This window comes from Simiaoa sunii (genome assembly GCF_014337175.1).
GTDB lineage: Bacteria > Bacillota > Clostridia > Lachnospirales > Lachnospiraceae > Acetatifactor > Acetatifactor intestinalis.
This window is the reverse complement of record NZ_CP060633.1, coordinates 2,157,986-2,178,732: the sequence shown is the minus strand read 5'-3', so window position 1 is coordinate 2,178,732 and position 20,747 is coordinate 2,157,986. Positions and strand designations below refer to the sequence as shown.

At 47.4% G+C, this 20,747-nt stretch carries 17 protein-coding genes; all 17 read left to right on the top strand.

Annotated elements, in window-relative coordinates; genetic code table 11:
* Positions 1-11: 11 nt before the first annotated feature.
* The 17 genes from H9Q77_RS10030 to H9Q77_RS09950 all read left to right on the top strand — a co-directional run bounded on the left by H9Q77_RS10030 (position 12) and on the right by H9Q77_RS09950 (position 20,689).
* Positions 12-1,577: a response regulator transcription factor gene (locus H9Q77_RS10030; RefSeq protein WP_118692294.1), complete on the top strand. Its 1,566-nt coding sequence runs from the start codon at positions 12-14 to the stop codon at positions 1,575-1,577.
* Positions 1,574-3,292, top strand: coding sequence for a cache domain-containing sensor histidine kinase (locus H9Q77_RS10025; RefSeq protein WP_249325385.1), 1,719 nt, complete (start codon positions 1,574-1,576; stop codon positions 3,290-3,292). Before H9Q77_RS10030 ends, H9Q77_RS10025 begins: the two co-directional genes overlap by 4 nt.
* On the top strand, positions 3,289-4,272 hold the full coding sequence (locus H9Q77_RS10020) for a substrate-binding domain-containing protein (protein ID WP_118546693.1): 984 nt from the start codon (positions 3,289-3,291) through the stop codon (positions 4,270-4,272). Before H9Q77_RS10025 ends, H9Q77_RS10020 begins: the two co-directional genes overlap by 4 nt.
* 199 nt (positions 4,273-4,471) lie before the next feature.
* Positions 4,472-5,569, top strand: coding sequence for a galactose ABC transporter substrate-binding protein (locus H9Q77_RS10015; protein ID WP_249325384.1), 1,098 nt, complete (start codon positions 4,472-4,474; stop codon positions 5,567-5,569).
* A gap of 75 nt (positions 5,570-5,644) precedes the next feature.
* Complete coding sequence (locus H9Q77_RS10010; protein WP_022152953.1) at positions 5,645-7,144, top strand: sugar ABC transporter ATP-binding protein; 1,500 nt, start codon at positions 5,645-5,647, stop codon at positions 7,142-7,144.
* A gap of 12 nt (positions 7,145-7,156) precedes the next feature.
* Positions 7,157-8,260, top strand: coding sequence for a galactose/methyl galactoside ABC transporter permease MglC (locus tag H9Q77_RS10005; protein ID WP_022152954.1), 1,104 nt, complete (start codon positions 7,157-7,159; stop codon positions 8,258-8,260).
* A gap of 126 nt (positions 8,261-8,386) precedes the next feature.
* Positions 8,387-9,049, top strand: a complete 663-nt coding sequence (locus tag H9Q77_RS10000) for an InlB B-repeat-containing protein (protein ID WP_154496343.1) — start codon at positions 8,387-8,389, stop codon at positions 9,047-9,049.
* Positions 9,050-9,283: 234 nt separating this feature from the next.
* Positions 9,284-9,643: a GntR family transcriptional regulator gene (locus H9Q77_RS09995; protein ID WP_249325382.1), complete on the top strand. Its 360-nt coding sequence runs from the start codon at positions 9,284-9,286 to the stop codon at positions 9,641-9,643.
* A gap of 44 nt (positions 9,644-9,687) precedes the next feature.
* On the top strand, positions 9,688-10,386 hold the full coding sequence (locus H9Q77_RS09990; RefSeq protein WP_022152957.1) for an ABC transporter ATP-binding protein: 699 nt from the start codon (positions 9,688-9,690) through the stop codon (positions 10,384-10,386).
* Entirely contained in the window at positions 10,380-11,273 is an 894-nt protein-coding gene (locus H9Q77_RS09985) for a hypothetical protein (protein ID WP_022152958.1), read from the top strand. Before H9Q77_RS09990 ends, H9Q77_RS09985 begins: the two co-directional genes overlap by 7 nt.
* A gap of 78 nt (positions 11,274-11,351) precedes the next feature.
* A complete protein-coding gene (locus tag H9Q77_RS09980; protein WP_249325380.1) occupies positions 11,352-14,927 on the top strand; it encodes a DUF5717 family protein in 3,576 nt (1,191 codons plus the stop codon).
* 35 nt (positions 14,928-14,962) lie between these two features.
* The gene (locus tag H9Q77_RS09975; protein ID WP_249325379.1) at positions 14,963-16,201 is read left to right on the top strand and encodes a DUF5716 family protein; all 1,239 of its coding nucleotides are present in this window, start codon (positions 14,963-14,965) and stop codon (positions 16,199-16,201) included.
* Between the two features lie 28 nt (positions 16,202-16,229).
* Positions 16,230-17,087, top strand: a complete 858-nt coding sequence (locus H9Q77_RS09970; RefSeq protein WP_249325377.1) for a hypothetical protein — start codon at positions 16,230-16,232, stop codon at positions 17,085-17,087.
* 27 nt (positions 17,088-17,114) lie between these two features.
* The gene (locus tag H9Q77_RS09965) at positions 17,115-18,275 is read left to right on the top strand and encodes a hypothetical protein (RefSeq protein ID WP_118692246.1); all 1,161 of its coding nucleotides are present in this window, start codon (positions 17,115-17,117) and stop codon (positions 18,273-18,275) included.
* Positions 18,276-18,384: 109 nt separating this feature from the next.
* Positions 18,385-19,185 (top strand): amino acid ABC transporter substrate-binding protein, encoded by an 801-nt coding sequence (locus H9Q77_RS09960; protein ID WP_249325376.1) that lies wholly within the window; start codon positions 18,385-18,387, stop codon positions 19,183-19,185.
* A gap of 45 nt (positions 19,186-19,230) precedes the next feature.
* The gene (locus tag H9Q77_RS09955) at positions 19,231-19,881 is read left to right on the top strand and encodes an amino acid ABC transporter permease (RefSeq protein ID WP_022152964.1); all 651 of its coding nucleotides are present in this window, start codon (positions 19,231-19,233) and stop codon (positions 19,879-19,881) included.
* A 22-nt stretch (positions 19,882-19,903) separates the two neighbouring features.
* Positions 19,904-20,689: an amino acid ABC transporter ATP-binding protein gene (locus H9Q77_RS09950; RefSeq protein ID WP_118546707.1), complete on the top strand. Its 786-nt coding sequence runs from the start codon at positions 19,904-19,906 to the stop codon at positions 20,687-20,689.
* Positions 20,690-20,747 lie beyond the last annotated feature (58 nt).

Sequence of the window (20,747 nt, the reverse complement as noted above, 5' to 3'; positions counted from 1 at the left end):
TGAGGTTACCTATGTATACGATTGTAGTTGCAGATGATGAAGAAGAATTACGCAGAGCGATTATACGGAAAATTGATTGGGAAAGTACTGGGTTCCGTGTGGTGGGAGAAGCTGAAAACGGTATCGAAGCATTGGAGCTGGTGGAGCGGATGGAACCGGATCTTTTACTGACGGATATCCGGATGCCCTTTGTGTCGGGGATTGAACTGGCCAGACAGGTCAGAGAGGTGCGGCCTACCACACAGATTGCTTTCTTAAGCGGATTTGATGAATTTTCCTATGCACAACAGGCCATTCAGTACAACATTATCAGTTATATGCTGAAGCCCATTACTATGGCGGATCTGACGGAAGAACTGAAGAAGATCAAGCTTAAGATCGATGGCATTTTTGCGGAATTTGACACCAGAAAAAATGATAATCCCAATCTTCAGCAGTTTTTTCTACCGCTGCTATTGGATGATTATGTAAATTTCGACAGTGGAGAGAGAGAAGAGAAGTTGATCGAACAGGCGATCGCGAATGGATTCCTGAAGGACCGGAATAACTCGTTTGAGTATGCTGTACTGGCAATCTCGGTGGAAGACAGAGACGGACAGAACTGCACCCGGCCGGAGCTCGCACATTCGGCTGATATGATCCTGCAAAAATATATGAAGCATTACAGCTTTGCCATGGATGGGCGGATCATAACGATACTGGCGGCTACGAGGACCACGTTTGAAAAATATCTTCATATTGCAGTCGGTGAGATGGTACAGAGTACGGAACGTATTTTGAACATGCATTGCCACATTGGTGTCAGCCGTATCAGAGAGCGTCTGGGAGAATGTCACGAGGCATACCACGGAGCCATGAGTGCACTGGGATATTGCAAACCGGGAGAGAGCGGGATCCATTATATCGCGGATGAGGAACGGGACAACTCCATGGATATGGAAATGGCTTCGGAATACGTGGTGCAGATGGAGAATCTGATCCGAAGCGGTTCCCGCACAGAACTGGAGCAGTATCTGAAAACTGTTTTTGAAAAACTGGAGTCGGAACAGGATGCTCAGTTAAAATGCAAGTTTATGATTTTCAGAATGTCATCGGCACTCATCCGTATAGCTTATACCGTGACGGATGACAGCGCCCTGTTCCAGCGGTTTGCCATGCTGGAGGGTCCGGTGCGAGAGGTAAAAGACCGTTTTACGTCCTTATGTCTGGAGGTCTGGGAGCTGATCAACGCCGGCAAGAAAAAAAGCAGCCAGATCCTGTGTGAGAAGGCAATGCAGATCATCGAAAGGGATTATGGTGATCCGACGCTGTCTTTGGTGGGTGTCAGCAACAACATTCATGTAAGTCCGAACTATCTAAGCGCACTGATCAAAAAGGAGACCGGAGCCAGCTTCGTAGACCTGCTGACCAAAAAACGGATCGAGACGGCGAGAGAGCTGGTACTGGGCAGCGCAATGAAAATGAGGGAGATCGCGGAACGCTGCGGCTACAGCGATCAGCATTATTTTAGTTATTGCTTTAAAAAATATTGCGGAATGTCTCCCAATGCCATGCGTCAGGAGAAAGAATCATTATGAAAAAACGGAAAGCATCACTTTCTTTTATCATTACGATATTGGTGGTTGGACTGGTTACACTTTTTTTACTGTGGTCTACCTTTTTCTTTTTATCACTGTATGTATCCAGTATGAAACAGGCAGCACAGACCAGCAGTGAACAGGCGGTGACACAGGCATCCAATGCGATCTCCAACTATATCGGGGACATGCAGGAGATCATGAGCCTGATTGAAAAGAATCTGACAAAGAGCGGAGGAAAATCCGACCAGACTCTGGAGACGCTTTGCGATGTACGCTCGGATCTCGTGGCTGTCTATATCTATGATGCGAAGGGACAGCTTGCGGATTCCTATACGGGGACGCATACTCTGAAGGAGCATTATCTGAAAGATCTGTCTTATATTGCACTGGATTCTTACAATCCGGACGTGCTTTATTTGTCGGAACCGCATGTGGAGTCTCTTCTGCAGGACTATTACCCCTGGGTGGTATCGGTGCTTCAGGAACTTACCGGGGCAGACGGACAGAGGATGCGGGTTGTCATTGATATCCGCTTCTCTAAAATATCGGATTATGTGGATAACGTGGGAATCGGACAACATGGTTATTGCTTTATTACGGACAGCAACGGAGAGATTATCTATCATCCACAGCAACAGCTATTATATTCCGGGCTGAAAAAAGAGGCAACCGCCGGACTGGATCTGAGCAGCAACGGTTCTTTTGAGACAGATGACCTGATCTGCAGCGTGAGGTCTCTGGATAATTGTGACTGGAAGGTTGTGGGAGTCAGTTATATCAGCGAACTGGTGACAGCCAAGGAAATGGAACTTTTGGGCAATATCTGCGTAATGCTTACCATTATTTTGCTGGTGACAATGTTGGTAAGCTTTCTGGTCTCCAGACTGGTGACGAACCCGGTGCAGCGCCTGATCCGGGCTATGGGAGAGTTTGAAAAGGATGCAGCGGGATATGTTTATCGTCCGGTGGAAGGGACTATGGAGATCGAGGCACTATCCCAGTCCTATGAGCACATGGTACGAAAAATCCAAAAATTGATGAATCAGGTCCGTCAGGAGGAAATATCTCTGCGGAAAACAGAACTGAAAGCATTGCAGGCACAGATCAATCCTCATTTCTTATATAACACACTGGATGCCATCGGCTGGCTGTGTGAAGAAGAAAGATGTCAGGATGCCGTGGAGATGGTCAACGCATTGGCCAAGCTGTTCCGTATCAGTATCAGCAAAGGACATGAGCTGATCACGATTCAAAAAGAGGTGGAACATGCGAGGAGTTATCTGAAGATCCAGAACTTCCGGTATAAGAACCAGTTTTCCTATGACTTCCAGATAGAAGAAGACTGTCTGCAGTATTATTGCAATAAGATCACATTACAGCCGATCATTGAGAATGCGATATATCATGGGTTGGACCGCATGGTGGATGAGGGACATATCCAGATCCGGATCTACAGTGAAGGTGAGGATGTTATTTTCCGGGTGGAAGACAATGGGGTAGGTATGTCGGAAGAACAGTGCAGATCCATTCTGCATAAGGAGCCGGGGGACAATTCCGGTATCGGTATTAAAAATGTAAACGACAGGATCAAAATATATTTCGGAAAAGAGTATGGACTGTCCATTGAAAGTGAACTGGATGTGGGAACCTGTGTTACGATACGGATGCCTAAAGTAGAAGAAAATGCAGCGGCAGGATGGGAGAAGGTATGAGAAATAAGATAAGGAAGAAAATACTGTCCCTGCTGCTTGCGGGAATCCTGGCAGCCGGGCTGTGTGGCTGTGGACAAGAAGCGGAGACGCAGAAGACACAGGTCGCAATGATCGTTAAATCTACAGAAAGTGCTTTTTGGAAAAGCGTTTTTGCCGGAGCCGGAGCAGCAGCCACGGAGTACAATATTAATATATCTTTTGATGGGCCGGCGGCGGAGGAAGATTATGAAACGCAGAATGAGATGGTACGCCGGGCAATGGATGACGGTGTGGACGTGATCATATTTTCTGCCGTGGATTATAATGCCAATGCCGAGATCATTGATCAGGCGGCACAGAGAGGGATCAAGATCATCGTGATCGATAGTGATGTGAACAGCAGTCAGGTCAGCTGCCGTATCGGAACCAACAATCTCCAGGCAGGGATAAAGGCAGCGGAAGCAGCGCTTGCCACTGATGATGAGGAATTATATATCGGTATTGTGAACTATGATGTGAATTCCGCTAACGGACAACAGAGAGAGCTTGGCTTCCGGCAGACGGTGGAGCAGGATCCGAGGGTCAAAAATATAACCACGATCAATGTGCTCTCCACCACGGAAGATGCCAGAGCGGGAGCCAAGGAAATGCTATTGTCCGATTCCAGGATCAATGTGGTGGTGACCTTTAATGAATGGACCAGTCTCGGAGTAGGCTGGGCGATCCGGGATCTGAACCGGGCAGACAGGATCCAGGTGGTGGCTTTTGATTCCAATGTGGTCTCTGTGGGAATGCTGGAGACCGGAGAAGTAGATGCCCTGATCGTACAGAATCCATATGCTATGGGATATCTCGGAGTGGAGACAGCAGCCAATCTGATGAACGGACAGACAGGCGGTCCCAGCGTGGTGGATACTGCCACGACCATTGTCACCAGAGAGAATATGTATGAACCGGAGAGTCAGAAGATATTGTTTTCTTTTGAAGAGGAAGGTTATTGATCCTGTGCAAAATCTTACGATAACGATAAGCAAAGTGTAAAAATATGTACAAAGCATGAACAAAATATGTACAGAATAGTATAATTTCTTACCCCTTGCGTAAGATTTTGCATATCTTTTTTTGTACAACCTGACATATAATTACCTCATCAAGAGATGAAACACATACAATTTCATCAAAACAAGGAGGTATTTTTGTATGAAAAAGATCATGTCACTACTGTTGGTCGGCATTATGATGCTCAGCCTCGTAGCGTGCGGAAAAGACGGCGGAAAGAACGGCGGAGAGCTGAACGTAGGTGTATTCTATTATACTTACAGTGATACTTACATCTCCAGCGTACGTACCGCACTGGACAGCGCACTTACCGAAGCAGGTATCAAGTTCCAGAATTACGACGGCAACAGTAACCAGACCACCCAGAACGAACAGATCGATACCGCTATTGCACAGGGTACCAACCTTCTGATCGTTAACATCGTTACATCCGGTTCCGTAGACGCTTCCCAGGCTATCGTTGACAAGGCAAGCGCAGCAGGAATCCCTGTTATCTTCTTCAACCGTGCGGTTGAGTCCGATGAGGATGAAGGTAAGGTATTAGGCAGCTATGACAAGTGTGCATTCGTAGGAACCGATGCTCCCGAAGCAGGTCATATGCAGGGTAAGATGGTAGGCCAGTACGTAGTAGATAACTTTGATGCTATCGACTTAAACGGCGACGGCAAGATCAGCTACGCAATGTTCATGGGTCAGTTAGGTAACGTAGAAGCAATCTATCGTACCCAGTACGGCGTAGAAGATGCAGACGCAGTGATCACCGCAGCAGGCAAGCCCGCTCTGGAGTACTTCGATGCATCCAATACTGATAAGTACCAGGTTGACCAGGACGGTAACTGGTCCGCAACCGCAGCTAACAACTACATGACTACCAACCTGTCTCAGTACAATGAGTCCGCTGGTAACATGATCGAGCTGGTAATCTGCAACAACGACGGTATGGCTGAAGGCGTTATCTCCGCTCTGAATGACAAGGGCTACAACTTAGGCGACGGCAGCTGCACCACCATTCCTGTATTCGGTGTTGACGCAACTGACGCAGCTAAGCAGCTGATCGCAGATGGCAAGATGACCGGTACCATCAAGCAGGATGCAGAAGGTATGGCAAACGGTATTGCTTACCTGGCTAAGAATATCCAGTCCGGTAAGGAGCTGATGGCAGATACCGACAGCTTCAATATCTCTGAGAAGGTTAGCAACAAGATTTACATCCCTTACGCTACTTATACCGGAGAATGATCTGAATAACAAGTAAATAAAAAGAGCGGCTGCTGCATCGGGCAGCAGCTGCTCTTTATGTATAGGAGGATGCGTATGGGACAGGAAGTATTGCTTCAGATGACAGACATATGCAAGGAATTCCCCGGCGTAAAGGCACTGGATCATGTATCCCTGACCGTAAAAAAGGGAACGGTACACGCGCTGATGGGAGAGAATGGCGCCGGTAAATCCACCTTGATGAAGTGTCTGTTCGGTATCTACAGTAAGGATGCAGGAAAGATTGAACTGGAAGGCAAGGAAGTTAATTTCAAAAATTCCAGAGAAGCATTGAATAACGGAGTGGCCATGGTTCATCAGGAACTGAACCAGGCACTGAAGAGAAATGTCATGGATAATATCTGGCTGGGCCGTTATCCCATGACAGCAGGTATTATGGTCAACGAGCATAAAATGCTGGAAGACACCAATAAGATTTTTGAAGAACTGGGGATCGCAGTAGACCCCAAGAGAATTATGAGTACGATGCCGGTATCACAAAGGCAGATGGTTGAGATCGCCAAGGCGGTATCCTATAACAGTAAGATCATTGTATTCGACGAACCTACTTCATCCCTGACGGAAGAAGAAGTGGAGCATCTGTTTAAGATCATCAACATGCTTCGTGACAGAGGATGCGGTATTATTTATATCTCCCACAAAATGGCAGAGATCCTTAGGATCGCAGATGAAGTAACCGTCATGCGTGACGGTACCTGGATCGCAACGGAGCCTGCTGAAGAATTGACCACAGATAAGATCATCAGACTCATGGTAGGACGTGAGCTGACCAATCAGTTCCCTCCCAAGACGAACAAACCCGGAGAAGTGGCATTGGAAGTGGAGCATCTGACTGCAAGGTATTCTCTGTTGCAGGATGTGTCCTTTAAGGCCAGAAAGGGTGAGATCGTGGGTCTGGCCGGACTGGACGGAAGCGGCAGAACGGAGACTCTGGAGAATATCTTCGGCGTTGCTACCAGGAAAGACGGTCTGATCAAATTAGACGGCAAAGAAGTGAAGAACCGCAATGCCAGAGAATCCATTAAAAACGGCTTTGCACTTCTGACAGAGGAACGTCGTGCTACCGGTATTTTCGGTATCCTGAATATCCGGGAGAATACGGTGATCTCCAGTCTGAAGAAGCATAAGAGAGCAGGATTTTATCTGAGTGATAAATCCATGGAGAAGGACACCGCATGGGCTATTGATGCCATGCACATCAAGACACCTTCTCAGAAGACGAAGATCCGGTCATTGTCCGGTGGTAACCAGCAGAAGGTTATCCTCGGCAGATGGCTTCTCACAGAGCCTGAGGTGCTGATGCTGGATGAACCTACCAGAGGTATCGACGTAGGTGCAAAATATGAGATCTACCAGCTGATCATCGATCTGGCGAACAAGGGCAAAGTTGTCCTGATGGTATCTTCGGAGATGCCGGAGCTGCTGGGTGTGTGTGACAGAATACTTGTCATGAGCGGCGGCAGACTGGCAGGAGAAGTAGATGCCAAAAATACGACACAGGAAGAGATCATGTCTCTTGCTGCAAAATATGTATAGGAGGATATGCGTATGAATCCCGGCAAAGCAATTCAAAATAAAATTAACGGCGTAAAGCAAAATTTTGCAGATTATAAGAAGCTGGACAGCAAGGACAAGAAAACTTATTGGAAAGAGTTTTTACTGAACAATGCGTTGTACATCCTGCTGATCGTAGCAATTATTTACACTTACATCCAGAACTCCAATTTCCTGTCGGCGGCTTCCATTGTCAACATTATCAGCCTGTCCGCAGCGAACCTTCCCATTGCCTGTGGTATTGCGGGATGTATCGTATTGACCGGTACTGACCTGTCCGCAGGACGTGTGGTAGGACTTACCGCATGTATTACCGCATCCCTGATGCAGTCCGTAACCTATGCGACCAAGATGTTCCCGAACCTTCCGGTACTTCCGATCCCTCTGGTGATCCTGATCGTACTGTTGGTCGGTGGTATCGTAGGATGGGTCAATGGATTCTTCGTGGCGAAGTTCCAGTTACATCCCTTCATCGTAACTCTGGCTACCCAGCTGATCGTATATGGTTTACTGTTAATGTATATCATGATCAACGGCAATAACGGCCAGCCTCTGTCCGGTCTGGATCAGCATTTCAATGATGTGGTAAAAGGAAGCGTAGTATCCTTTAATGCCGGCGGAGCAAGAATCGCCATTCCCAACTATGTATGGCTGGCAGCTGTCATTGTTATCATTATGTGGTTCATCTGGAACAAGACAACCTTCGGTAAGAATATGTTCGCAGTCGGTTCCAATCCGGAAGCAGCGAAGGTATCCGGTGTTAACGTAATGCGTACTACCATTCTGGTGCATACTCTGGCAGGTGCTATGTACGGTCTGACCGGTTTCATCGAGTCCTCCCGTATCGGTTCCAATACCGCCAACACCGGTCTGAACTATGAGTGTGATGCTATTGCAGCCTGCGTTATCGGTGGTGTATCCTTTGTAGGTGGTACCGGTAAGATCAGCGGTGTTGTACTGGGTGTATTCCTCTTAAGAATCATCTTCGTAGCACTGAACTTCCTGTCCATCAACATGAACATGCAGTATGTGATCAAGGGACTTATCATTCTGGTTGCCTGTGCGATCGATATGAGAAAGTATCTGGTAAGAAAGTAATGACATAAGACTCACCCATAGAAAACATCCGTGACTGCTTGCAGGCAAAGGATGTTTTCTATGTGGGGAGTAAAATAATATGAGCATGAAGAAATTGCTTATGTCAGATTAGGAAAAGGAAAGATTATGAATCAGGAACAAGTGACAGCAGAGAATACAGAAGAAAAGGCAGCAGAGGTCACCGCATCGTCAGAAATGGCGGGACAGACGCAGGAGGCGGTCCGCCCGAAGGGAAAATGGTTCGGCCGCGGTATCTACGGAAGCAAGGATGTCCCCATCCGCATTTTGGACGGCCTGATCGGTGTTTTGATCGTGGTGATCGTGGGAATGATCATTTTCTTCGCGGTACGCGGTGGATTCAACATTATGTACGATACGGATGGCGGAAGCGAAGTGCCCGCACAGAAGATCCGCTACGGCGAGTTCATTACGGAGCCGGAGACACCTTACAAGCCCGGATACACCTTTGACGGATGGTATACGGAAAAGGAAGGCGAGACGGTGTTATGGTATTTCCAGTCGGAAAAAGTTACGGGCGATATGACATTGACCGCGCATTGGATACCGGCACAGTTCACAGTGAAATTTGACTATGACGGTGGCACGGATGCAGACGGTGCGGTCACGGAATCCAAGCAGGTGACTTTCGGTGAGACCTATGGCACACTTCCGGAACCGGTCAAAGAAGGAAGCATCTTTGCCGGCTGGGAATACAGCGGACAGACGATCACCGCAGATACCGTTGTCCAAATGACAGGAGAACATGTCCTGACAGCAATCTGGAAATGATCTGTTCATTGTTTCAATATCGGTAAATTCAAGAACTCCCGGCTGGAGGCAGATACTGCTTCCGACCGGGAGTTCCTGTTTTTTGAAAGCAATTTTCCCAGACTGTTATAAAAGAAAATCCTCTTGACAGGATGCAAAGAATGTCGTACTATTGTATTATACAAATAATACAACAAAACAATAGATATGAAAAAGTAAAAACGAAATGAAAATTATTAAGAAAGGATGATAGGAATGGCGTGGGAATTAGATGCTGACAGGCCAATCTATGCGCAACTGGTAGAACGGATCCAGCGGGAAATCGTATCCGGAAAATATCAGCCGGGAGAGAAGCTCCCCAGCGTCCGTGATCTGGCGGCGGTGGCAGCGGTGAATCCGAACACGATGCAGAAGGCATTTGCGGAACTGGAGCGGAGTGGTCTGATCATGACGCAGAGGACCAGCGGCAGAACGGTTACGGAGAATACGGAACTGATCTCCAATACGAGGGAGAAGCTGGCAGCTGGTCATATGAGGAACTTTATAGACAATATGCAGGAGCTGGGGTATGACACCGGGGAGATCAGAGAGCTCTTGGCTAAAATGCAGTCCTGAGAGACCGGGGATTCCGGTAAATAATCAAGAGAGGCGGAAAATAAATGAATAATTTGGTGGAAATCGTGAACTTAACCAAGAAATACGGCACCAATGTGGCCGTGAATCATCTGACCGTAAGTCTTCCCAAGGGGAAGATCATTGGTCTGCTGGGACCCAACGGAAGTGGTAAGACGACCCTGATCAAAATACTGAACGGTCTGCTGACACCGACGGAAGGAACTATTCTGATCGATGGCAATAACGTGGGACCGGCGACTAAGAGTAAGGTGGCCTATCTCCCGGACCGCACATACCTGACTATGAATCAGACGATCCGGGAGATCCTGGATTATTTTCAGGACTTTTATGCGGACTTTTCCAGGGAACGTGCAGAAGAAATGTTAAAAAGCCTTGGAATCGACCCCACGGTGAAGATGCGGACCTTATCCAAAGGTACAAAAGAAAAGGTACAGCTGATCCTGGTGATGAGCCGGAATGCCAGCCTGTATATTCTCGATGAGCCGATTGCCGGTGTGGATCCGGCAGCGAGAGATTACATCCTGCGCACCATCATCAACAACTACAATCCGGAAGCTACCGTGTTGATCTCCACTCACCTGATCGAGGATGTGGAGCAGGTGCTGGATGAAGTGATCTTCATGCGCTACGGTCAATTGGTGTTATATACATCCGTTGACAATATCAGAGAAGAGAAGGGTAAGTCTGTAGATGCTTACTTCAGGGAGGTATTCGCATGTTAGGAAAGTTGATGAAATATGAATGGAAAAATATCTGGAGAGCAGGTACACTGATGCTTCTGGGAATGTTTGTAGTCACCGTGATCGGCTGCGTGGTATTACGCATGCCGGGAGGGCTGGTAGCGGAGATTGCGGACGGCAATGATATAAATGCGGCACAGAGCTGGTTTGTAGTCTCTTCCTTTGTGGCAACACTGATCCTGTATGTGATCATGCTGTTGGCGTCTACCTGGGGCATGCTGATCTTTTTGGGAATCCGTTTTTACCGCAGCATGTATACGGATGAAGGCTATCTGTCCCATACTCTGCCGGTGACGGCAAACCAACTGTTCTTAAGCAAGGTACTGGTCTCCGGTGCCTGGTATCTGTTCCTTACGATAGGCATTGGTATCTCAGTGATGGCACTGGTCGTGTCTTTGATGACAGGACTTTTAAATGTTGGTGAACTGAGTAGTGTAATGACACAATATAATGGGAATATCTGGGAATTCCTGACGGATGCTTTTTATGAGATTGGCAGAGCATATGAAGACGAGATGGGAATCAATCTGCTGCATTATGGGATCACGCTGCTCTTAACCTATGTAGTAGGACCTTTCATTACTATGGTCACTCTGTTCGGAGCCCTGACGATCGGTCAGCTGTCTTCTAAACATAAAGGGTTCATGGGAATCCTGGCCTATGCGGGAGTGACGATCCTGTCTTCCATCATCGGCAGCACGGTACAGAGTGCTTTCATGTTTGGTACAAATGTCATGAGCAGTCAGAGTGGAATCTCGGTGAGTGCCAATTCGGTCTATGATATTAATGTGATCACCAGCCTGCTCCTGGCAGCGATCATGTACGGAGTATCTTATTACATTATGAATAAAAAATTAAACCTGGACTAACAGGTATGGCACCTTGCCCTTACGTACGAAATTTGGTATAATAAATCCAAATTGACAACAGGGAACGGGTGAAGGTACATGCAGGAGATACTTGATAGAATTTTAGGAGGAAACTTCGATTATGAGAATGGTTCTTTGGAATTCTCCTGCTCTAAAATAGAGATTTCCCTGTCTCAGGGAACAGCGTACGAAGGCTCTTTTCACATCCTTTCTGCATCGGAAGGCTATGTAAAAGGATCTGTAATATCGGACCATCTGCTGATGGAATGCATAACAGACCAGTTTACCGGCTCCGATGCAGAAATTTTTTATTGCTTCCATGGAGAGAATCTGGAGGAAGGGGATGTGGTGAAGGGCTCTTTTTCTGTAGTCAGCAACAGGGGAGAATACAATCTGCCTTTCGTGGTGACCGTGGAGCATGGCGTATTGAATTCTTCCATCGGTACCATAAGGAATCTGTTTCATTTTGCTAATCTGGCGAAAAGTAACTGGGCGGAAGCGGTACGGTTATTCTATGATCCGGATTTCCGGCGTCTGTTCCAGGGGAATGATGAACATTTTTATGGCTGCTATCGCATGCTGTCCGCCTATGAGGGCAATGAGCAGAACGTGGAGGAATTTCTGATCTGTATCAATAAAAAGCAGCAGATAGAGTTTCTGATAGAGGAAAAGGAACTGGTGAAAAAGCTTTCCAGAGCGGAAGGTAATTACGGGGTGACGGAGAACAGCCTGAATATTGTCAGAAACGGCTGGGGATATACCGATTTACAGATCGAATGTGAGGGAGAGTTTGTCTTCACAGAAAAAGAAACATTAAGTGATGACGATTTTCTGGGAAACCGGTGCAGACTCCCGGTCTATATCGACAGCAGTATATGCAGGCCCGGTAAAAATTTCGGCAGGATCTATATATACAATGCTTATACGTCGCTGGAGATCCCGGTGACGGTACAGCTGGGGGATATGACGGCGGTGCGGCATGCGGACCACAGTCATATGCAGTGCAGAGCACAGATCATGAAATATTATGAGGATTTCAGATTACGTAAGATCGGAACAGGTACCTGGCTGGCAGAGACCGGCAAATTGGTGGAACGTATGGTGACTATGGATGAACGGGATGCATCGGCCAGACTGTTTCAGGCACAACTTCTGATCACCGAAGAGAGATACAATGAAGCCGGCTGGATCCTGGATCATGCAGCGGATATGCTGGAGGAACAGAAAGCTGCCGGCGGGGATCTGTGGGCATATTATCTGTATCTGACGACACTGATCCACAGAGATCCCCAGTATACCAGGCAGATGGCGGAACAGGTGGAGCAGATCTATCGCTATGACAGGACCAGATGGCGGGTGGCGTGGCTGCTTTTGTATCTGTCGGAAGAGTATAACCGGTCTGCTTCCGGAAAATGGTTGTTCCTGGAGAAGCAATATCAGTATGGATGTACCAGTCCGGTCATCTATCTGGAGGCACTGGCACTTCTGAACAGCAATCCTGCATTGTTGCGGAAACTGAACGGATTTGAACTGCAGGTGCTGCATTTTGGCGCCAGACAGGAGGCAATCAGTGACAGCCTGTTAGAACAGCTTCTGTATCTGTCAGGCAGAGTGCGGGAATATTCGCCGCTTTTGTGCAGAATTCTGAAAAAAGTATATGGGAAAAAAGAAGATGTACGTATCCTGCAGGAAATCTGCAGTCTGTTGATCAAAGGAGGCAAGACCGGTACGGATGCTTTTGGCTGGTATGAGAAGGGTGTGGAAAGCCATCTGCGGATCACCAATCTGTATGAATATTATATGGCCTCGATAGATATGGATTCCGTAACGGAACTGCCGAAGGTAATATTGATGTATTTCTCGTTCCAGAACAATCTGGATTACGAACACAGTGCCTTTTTATATGCGTATCTGTTGAAACACAGGGCGGAATACGAAGAATTGTATGAACATTACGAACCGCGTATCGAACGTTTTGTCATCGATCAGATTCAGAAACAGCACATTAACAGACATCTGGCGGTGCTGTATCAGGGATTCCTGACACCCGCGATTGTGACGGAGACAATGGCAAAGCCCCTTTCCCGTCTTCTTTTTGCACATCTGGTACGGGTGGAAGATAACAGAATACGCAAGGTGATCGTCGGTCAGCCGGGCAACCTGAAAATGACGGAGACTTTACTGCAGAACGGTATCTCATGGGTAGCAATCTACGGAAATGATTATACCATTGCATTTGAGGATGCCTATGGGAACAGATTCCTGAAAAATGTGGAATACACGCTGGAGAAGCTTTTGGTGCCCGGAAAATATCTGCGGCTGTTGGAACATTATGTGCCGGATACTGTGGAACTGGATCTGTATTTTGCACAAAATGACAGAGGAGAAGAAGCTATGCCTTCCGCAAAGTTAATGCGTATGGCAAGACTTGCGGCATCCGATGCCGTGGAGCCGAAGCTGCGGCATAAAATAGCGGTAGAGCTGGCGCAGGCTTATTTTGATGCCGATGATGTGCAGGCATTGGACGAATATCTGCAGGAGTTTGATGGAGAACAGCTGACGGTGGAACAGAGGGAGACCGTACTGCGTTTCCTGATACTGCGGGGGAATTATGAGAAGGCATATCAGTGGATCGAACGGTATACACCGTATTTTGCGGAAGCCAAAATATTGCTGCGCCTGACGGATGCGCTGATCTCACAGTCCGTACATGACGGAGAACCTGCCTTATATGCGGCGGCATTGTCTGTTTTTCGCAGAGGAAAATACAACGGAAATGTTTTGGAGTATCTGTCTCATTATGTACAGGGAACGACGAAAGAGCTGCGTGATATCTGGAAAGCAGCCAGATCTTTTGAAGTAGACTGCTATGAACTCAGTGAGAAAATTCTGGTACAGATGTTGTTTTCCGGTGCATTTGTGGGAGAACGGCTGGATATTTTCCGCTATTACGTATCTCAGGGAGCCGGACAGGAGATCGAAGAGGCGGTTCTGATCCAGAGCTCTTATGATTACTTCTGCAGAGAAAAACTGACGGAGGAATACATTTTTCATGAAATCCGTAATTGCTATCTGCGGGGGGAAGAGACACAGAGAATCTGTAAACTGGCATATCTGAAATTCTATGCGGAGAACAGAGACAGGCTGGAGAGAGAAGATGAGCTGCTGATCCGGGACTTCCTGCAGGAAATGATGAAAGAGCATATTCATCTGAACTTTTTCCGGGAATATAAGGACTGCCTTCCCGAGCTGCAGGAACTAAAGGACAAGACCATTGTGGAGTATCATACCAGAGGCGGTGTCCGGGCAAGAATTCATTATGTGATGCTGCACGAGAACGGACAGGCAGAGGATTATCTGTCGGAATACATGCAGGAAGTATACAGTGGAGTATTTTTCAAAGAGTTTGTGCTCTTTTTTGGTGAGAATATTCAGTATTATATTATGGAAGAATCCGCAAACGGAGAACAACTGACGGAGAGCGGAAGCTTACAGAAGAGTGATATCATGAATGATAATCCAGACAGTAAATACGAGATTGTCAATGATATGATGATCAGTATGACGCTGCAGGATGATGATACACTGGATCATCTTCTGGAGGAATATTACCGCAGAGAATATCTGGATCACAGACTGTTCACTCTGAAGTAAGATCAGACAGACCACAGAGAGGAGGCGGAAGGAAGATGCGACTGCCGGGAAGCGAAAAAGTAATCGTCGGATATGATCTTGGCAACAAATATGCGCAGATCAGCTGCTATGTTACGGGTAGTGAGGAAGAGATCAGAACATTGTCTTCCGTAGCGGGATCTTCGGTCTATACCATTCCGCTGGCGCTCAGTAAGAGACAGGGAGTCAACCAGTGGTTTTACGGAAGTGAAGCAATACGATATGCCGGGGAGGAAGAAGGAATTCTGGTGGAGAACCTTTTGAAGCTGGCCAGGGACGGAGAACCGGTGCAGATCGACGGTGCACCGATTGATCCGGTTGCGTTGCTGACGCTTTTCCTGAAACGAAGTCTGGGCCTTTTATCTCAGGTGACAAATACGGAACGTATCGGTGCCCTGATGATCACCTGCGAAGAATTGGATCATCGGATGTTGGAAGTGCTGACAGCAGCCACAGAGGGACTTCATCTGAAGACGGATCAGATCTGCTTCCAAAGTCATGTGGAGAGCTTTTATTACTATAATCTGTACCAGCCGGAGGAACTGTGGCGGCATAAGACGATATTATGCGAATATGGAGATGCTTCCATACGTACCTACTGCATGGAATGCAACCGGCATACCACACCTGTAGTGGCATATATGGAGGAGAGGGAATTTCCTTTCCCGGTACCGGAATCCGATGAGAAAATGCAGGAGATCGCGAAAAAACTGTGTGAAAATCAGATGATATCTTCGGTATATCTGATCGGTGAAGCTTTTTCCCGGGACTGGATGAAGGAATCCCTGCGCTATCTGTGTAGGGGGAGGAGAGTTTTCCAGGGCAATAATCTGTTCAGCAAGGGTGCCTGTTATGGCATGATGGAGAGACTGACTCCCGGGGAAACCGGTAAAAATCATGTGTTTCTGGGAAAAGATAAACTCAAATCCAATATCGGAATGAAGGTTCTCAGACAGGGAGAGGAATCCTATCAGGCATTGCTGGATGCCGGAATCAACTGGTATGAAGCCAAAAATACCATGGAATTCTATCTGCTGGAGGGACGAGCTGTGGAGATCCTGATCACTTCCCTGACCGGCAAGGGGAACCGGATCGCCAGAATCGTACCGGAAGAATTACAGGAGGGAATCATCCGCCTGCGGATCAGCGTGGAAATGCGGGATGACACACACCTCAAGGTAGAACTGGAGGATTTGGGATTTGGCACATTTCGTGCTGCAACACATCACATCTGGAAGGAAGAGATCGAACTCTGACCGGAGATGAAGATGGACGGAGATGAGAATGGAAATGAAGGCAAGTCTGTGTGTAGGTGAATATTGTGAGACAGCCTATAATATAGAAGAACTGGAGATCCGGGTCTATTGCATGGAGGAACTGTGCTATTGCCTGAAGGAAAATGCGTTTCTTCTGGATATGTCTATCATGAATGATAAACTGGTGGACTGGATCGGAGAGGAATGCAGGGTCAGAGAACTGGCAAAGCAATTGTACCCCATGGTACATAAACAGGGGTCACTGAGTGCTTTCGTACTGACGATTCTGCAGTATGTGGGAATCTATGGGGACGAAGAGCTGCAGGCAGTCGCACAGGTGCTGAAGCAGGGATCCGGACTCAGCAACCTGGAGAAACGTAAGAGCCAGATCGACTATATGGTGGAAAAAAGAAAATATGCCGCGGCCATTCGCGGATATGATATGCTATTGGAGACCTGGAGTGATCTGGAGAGAGAAGGAAGAGAGCTCCCGGCCGGAAAAGTCAGGGCGGCGATCCTGCATAATAAAGGCGTGGCCCTTACCGGACTGATGCTTTATGAGAAGGCAGCAGAGTATTTTCGTGAGGCATGGCAGGCGGATCCGGACAGAAGCCATCTGGATGCTTATCTTGCGGCAAAACGCATGGAGCTTTCGGAAGATGCTTATGTGGCATTTGCGGCCCGGAACCCGGAATTCTATACAGAATCTCTGGAACTGGAGAAAAGTATGGAACAATTCGGGAGAGAATGGGAACAGCAGCCGGAATTCCGGCAGTTGAAACTGCGAAGAGAATGGCGCGCAAATGACAGACAGAAATACGATGCGGAAAATGAGAGACTCATCACAGCATTGAAAAACAGTTATCGGACGAGTGTCAGTATATAACAGGACTGGAACGGACAGGAGAAAACTATGGCGTGGTGGAAACGCTTTTTTAAGAAAAAAACAGAACCGGTGGAAGAGGATGACTGGGAACAGTTAGTCTATACACGTAACGGTGTAAATTTTGAAGAGGAAGATCAGCGGAAACGTTACATTGTGAACTGCCTGGAGCAGATAGCGGAAGCTTCCAGGGAGATCGATCTGCTCACCGGGGAATATACACTGGTAACATCGTACCTGACGGATATGGAAGAGATTGAGGCGTTACCTGCACAGCAGAGAGGGGAGATCAACCGTACCGCAGGTAAAATATCTGCGCTGGAACAGGAACGCAGTAAATATCGTGAGAAGAAAAACCGGATGAAAGATGCGGATTATTATGCCATCCGTAAAAGAGAAGATGAGATCGAAGAAGGGATTCAGAAGATCCGGGAAGGCGAAAAATACGGCAATCTGGTACGACAGGATCTGCATCGACTGGATGGAGAACGGCATGCCTATGAATATCGCAGAAATGAACTGGAGAATCTGATGAACAATCAGAGGGGAATGGCGGTGATCTTCCTGACGGCATTGATCGTGTGCGTGATCATGCTAGCTGTTCTGCAGTTTGCATTTGAAATGGATACTTATGTTGGATATTTCCTGGCGGTAGGCGCCGGCGCAGTGGCAATCTCCTATGTGTGTATCAAATACATGGACAGTGACAGGGAATTGCAGCGTGTGGAGAAGACCATCAATAAACTGATCCAGCTGCAGAACAAAGTAAAGATCAGGTATGTGAACAACTGTCAGCTGATGGAATATCTGTATCTGAAATATAATACGGACAGTGCAGCCAGACTGGAAAAGCTGTGGAAAATGTACCAGGATGAAAAGGAAGAACGGAAACAGTTCGCGGAGGCGGAAGCCAAGATCGAATATTACCAGAAGCAACTGGTGGAACAGCTGTCTAACTATCGGGTACAGATGCCGGAACGCTGGATCGGTCAGACGGCAGCTCTTTTGGATAAACGCGAAATGGTGGAAATCCGACATGAACTCATTCAGAGAAGACAGGCGCTCCGCAAACAGATGGATTACAACCAGGAGGTGGCGGAGACCGCCAGGAACGAAGTGAAGGATGTAGCAGCAGCATACCCCAGATATGCAAAGGAAATTCTCTCGATGGTGGAGCGTTACGACCGATAAAGAATTGACAAGACCCTCCCGTTATGTTACTATGACACCGTGTTAGCAATTTACCATGCTAAAGTATACAATGCGGCCAACAGTGAGTGGCAGAACGGGAGGATGTATTATGAAAAGAGTATTAGTGGCATTATTGGCGATCAGCATGGCAGCAGGTGTTCTTACCGGCTGTGGTTCTAAAGGATCTGATAAGACATTTACCGTAGGTTTTGATGCGGAATTTCCCCCTTACGGATATCGTGATGACAATGGAGAATATGTAGGCTTTGACCTGGATCTGGCAGCGGAAGTATGCAAGAGACAGGGCTGGGAACTGGTAAAGCAGCCCATTGATTGGGATGCAAAGGATATGGAGCTTTCTTCCGGAACTATTGACTGTATCTGGAACGGGTTCACCATGAACGGCAGAGAGGATGCCTACACCTGGACCGAGCCCTATGTGGATAACAGCCAGGTGTTCGTCGTAGCAGCAGCTTCCGGTGTACAGAATAAGGAAGAGCTGGCAGGCAAGGTTGTAGCGGTACAGAAGGATTCTTCCGCACTGGCTGCACTGAATGATGAAGAGAACACCGATAACATTGCACTTCGTGATTCCTTTGCACAGCTGATCGAGTATGCGGATTATAACACTGCATTCATGGATCTGGAGCAGGGTGCGGTAGATGCCGTAGCTATCGATATCGGTGTGGCACAGTACCAGATTGCCCAGAGAGAAGCAGGGAAGTTCGTTATGCTGCAGGGCGAGGACAACAAGCTGGCAGTAGAGCAGTACGCCGTTGGTTTCTTAAAGGGTAACGATGAGTTAAAAAATACCGTGCAGAAGACCCTCGATGAGATGGCAGCAGACGGTACTTTCACACAGATCGCTGAAAAGTGGGGACTGACCGACAGTGTCTGCCTCGGTAAATAACAAAAGATAATTGATGTAAGTCAGGATAATTAAGGAGTAGATTTCATGAGTTTGCTGACCATGAGTGCCCAGCTGGCAGAGGGCTTTCTGATAACGGTGGAAATATTTGTACTGACCCTTTTATTCTCCCTTCCTCTTGGGTTGATCGTAGCCTTCGGAAGAATGTCGGGATGTAAGGTGATCCGCATTATTTCTAAAATTTACATATCCATCATGAGAGGAACCCCTCTGATGCTGCAGATCATCGTGGTGTATTTCGCACCCTTTTATGTGTTCCGCATGCACGTGGGAACGGGGTATCGTTTCCCGGCGGTGATCGTGGCATTCGTGATCAACTATGCAGCATATTTTGCGGAAATCTACCGTGCGGGGATCGAATCTATTCCGGTGGGACAGTATGAGGCTGCGCAGGTACTGGGCTACAGTAAGGCACAGACTTTCGTGAAGATCATTCTGCCGCAGGTGGTGAAGCGGGTGCTTCCGCCGGTGACCAATGAGACTATCACATTAGTCAAGGATACTTCTATGGCATTTACCATTTCCATCGCGGAGATGTTTACAGTCGCGAAGCAGATCGGAGCAGCACAGACCAGTGTGGTTCCGTTGCTGGCGGCAGGTGTATTCTATTATATCTTTAATCTCGTTGTAGCATCCTTCATGGAATACCTGGAGAAGAAGACATCTTATTACAGATAGGTGACAGACAGGAGTATCGTATATGGAACAGACAGACGGCGAAATCCTCTTAGAAATGAATCATGTGAAAAAAAGCTTTGATGGAAACGGAGTGCTACGGGATATCTCCCTGACCGTGAAAAAGGGAGAGGTGGTCTCCATCATCGGTCCCTCCGGTTCCGGGAAGTCCACACTGCTTCGCTGTGCAACGCTTTTGGAAAAAATGGACGGCGGTGAGCTGATCTATTTAGGGCAGACGGCAGCTTCAGAGAAAACGGATAAAAACGGCAGAGTACAGTGCGAATATGCATCGAAGGCGGAATTACATAATATCCGTAAATGTTTTGGACTGGTATTCCAGAATTTTAACCTTTTTCCCCATTATACGGTGATGAAAAATATCATCGATGCGCCGATCCATGTGGATAAGGTAAGCCGCACAGAAGCCGTGGCGAGGGCGGAGAAGCTTTTAGCACAGTTGGGACTGTCGGATAAGGCAGATGCCTATCCTTACCAGTTGTCCGGCGGACAGCAGCAGAGAGTATCCATAGCCAGGGCACTGGCACTGCAGCCTAAGATCCTGTTCTTCGATGAGCCGACTTCAGCACTGGATCCGGAATTGACGGCAGAAGTATTAAAGGTGATCAGACAGCTGGCAAGTGAACATATGACCATGATCATCGTGACTCATGAAATGCAGTTTGCCAGAGAAGTATCCGACCGCATTATTTTCATGGAACAGGGTGTGATCGTGGAGGAAGGTTCTCCCGAAGCACTTTTTACAACGGAAAATGTCCGGGTTCGGGAATTTATCGGTAAGTTGCAGTAAAAACATATTGATTTTTTTTCGCAAATCTGTTTATCTATTAGGTGTGGGTGTATCTTGC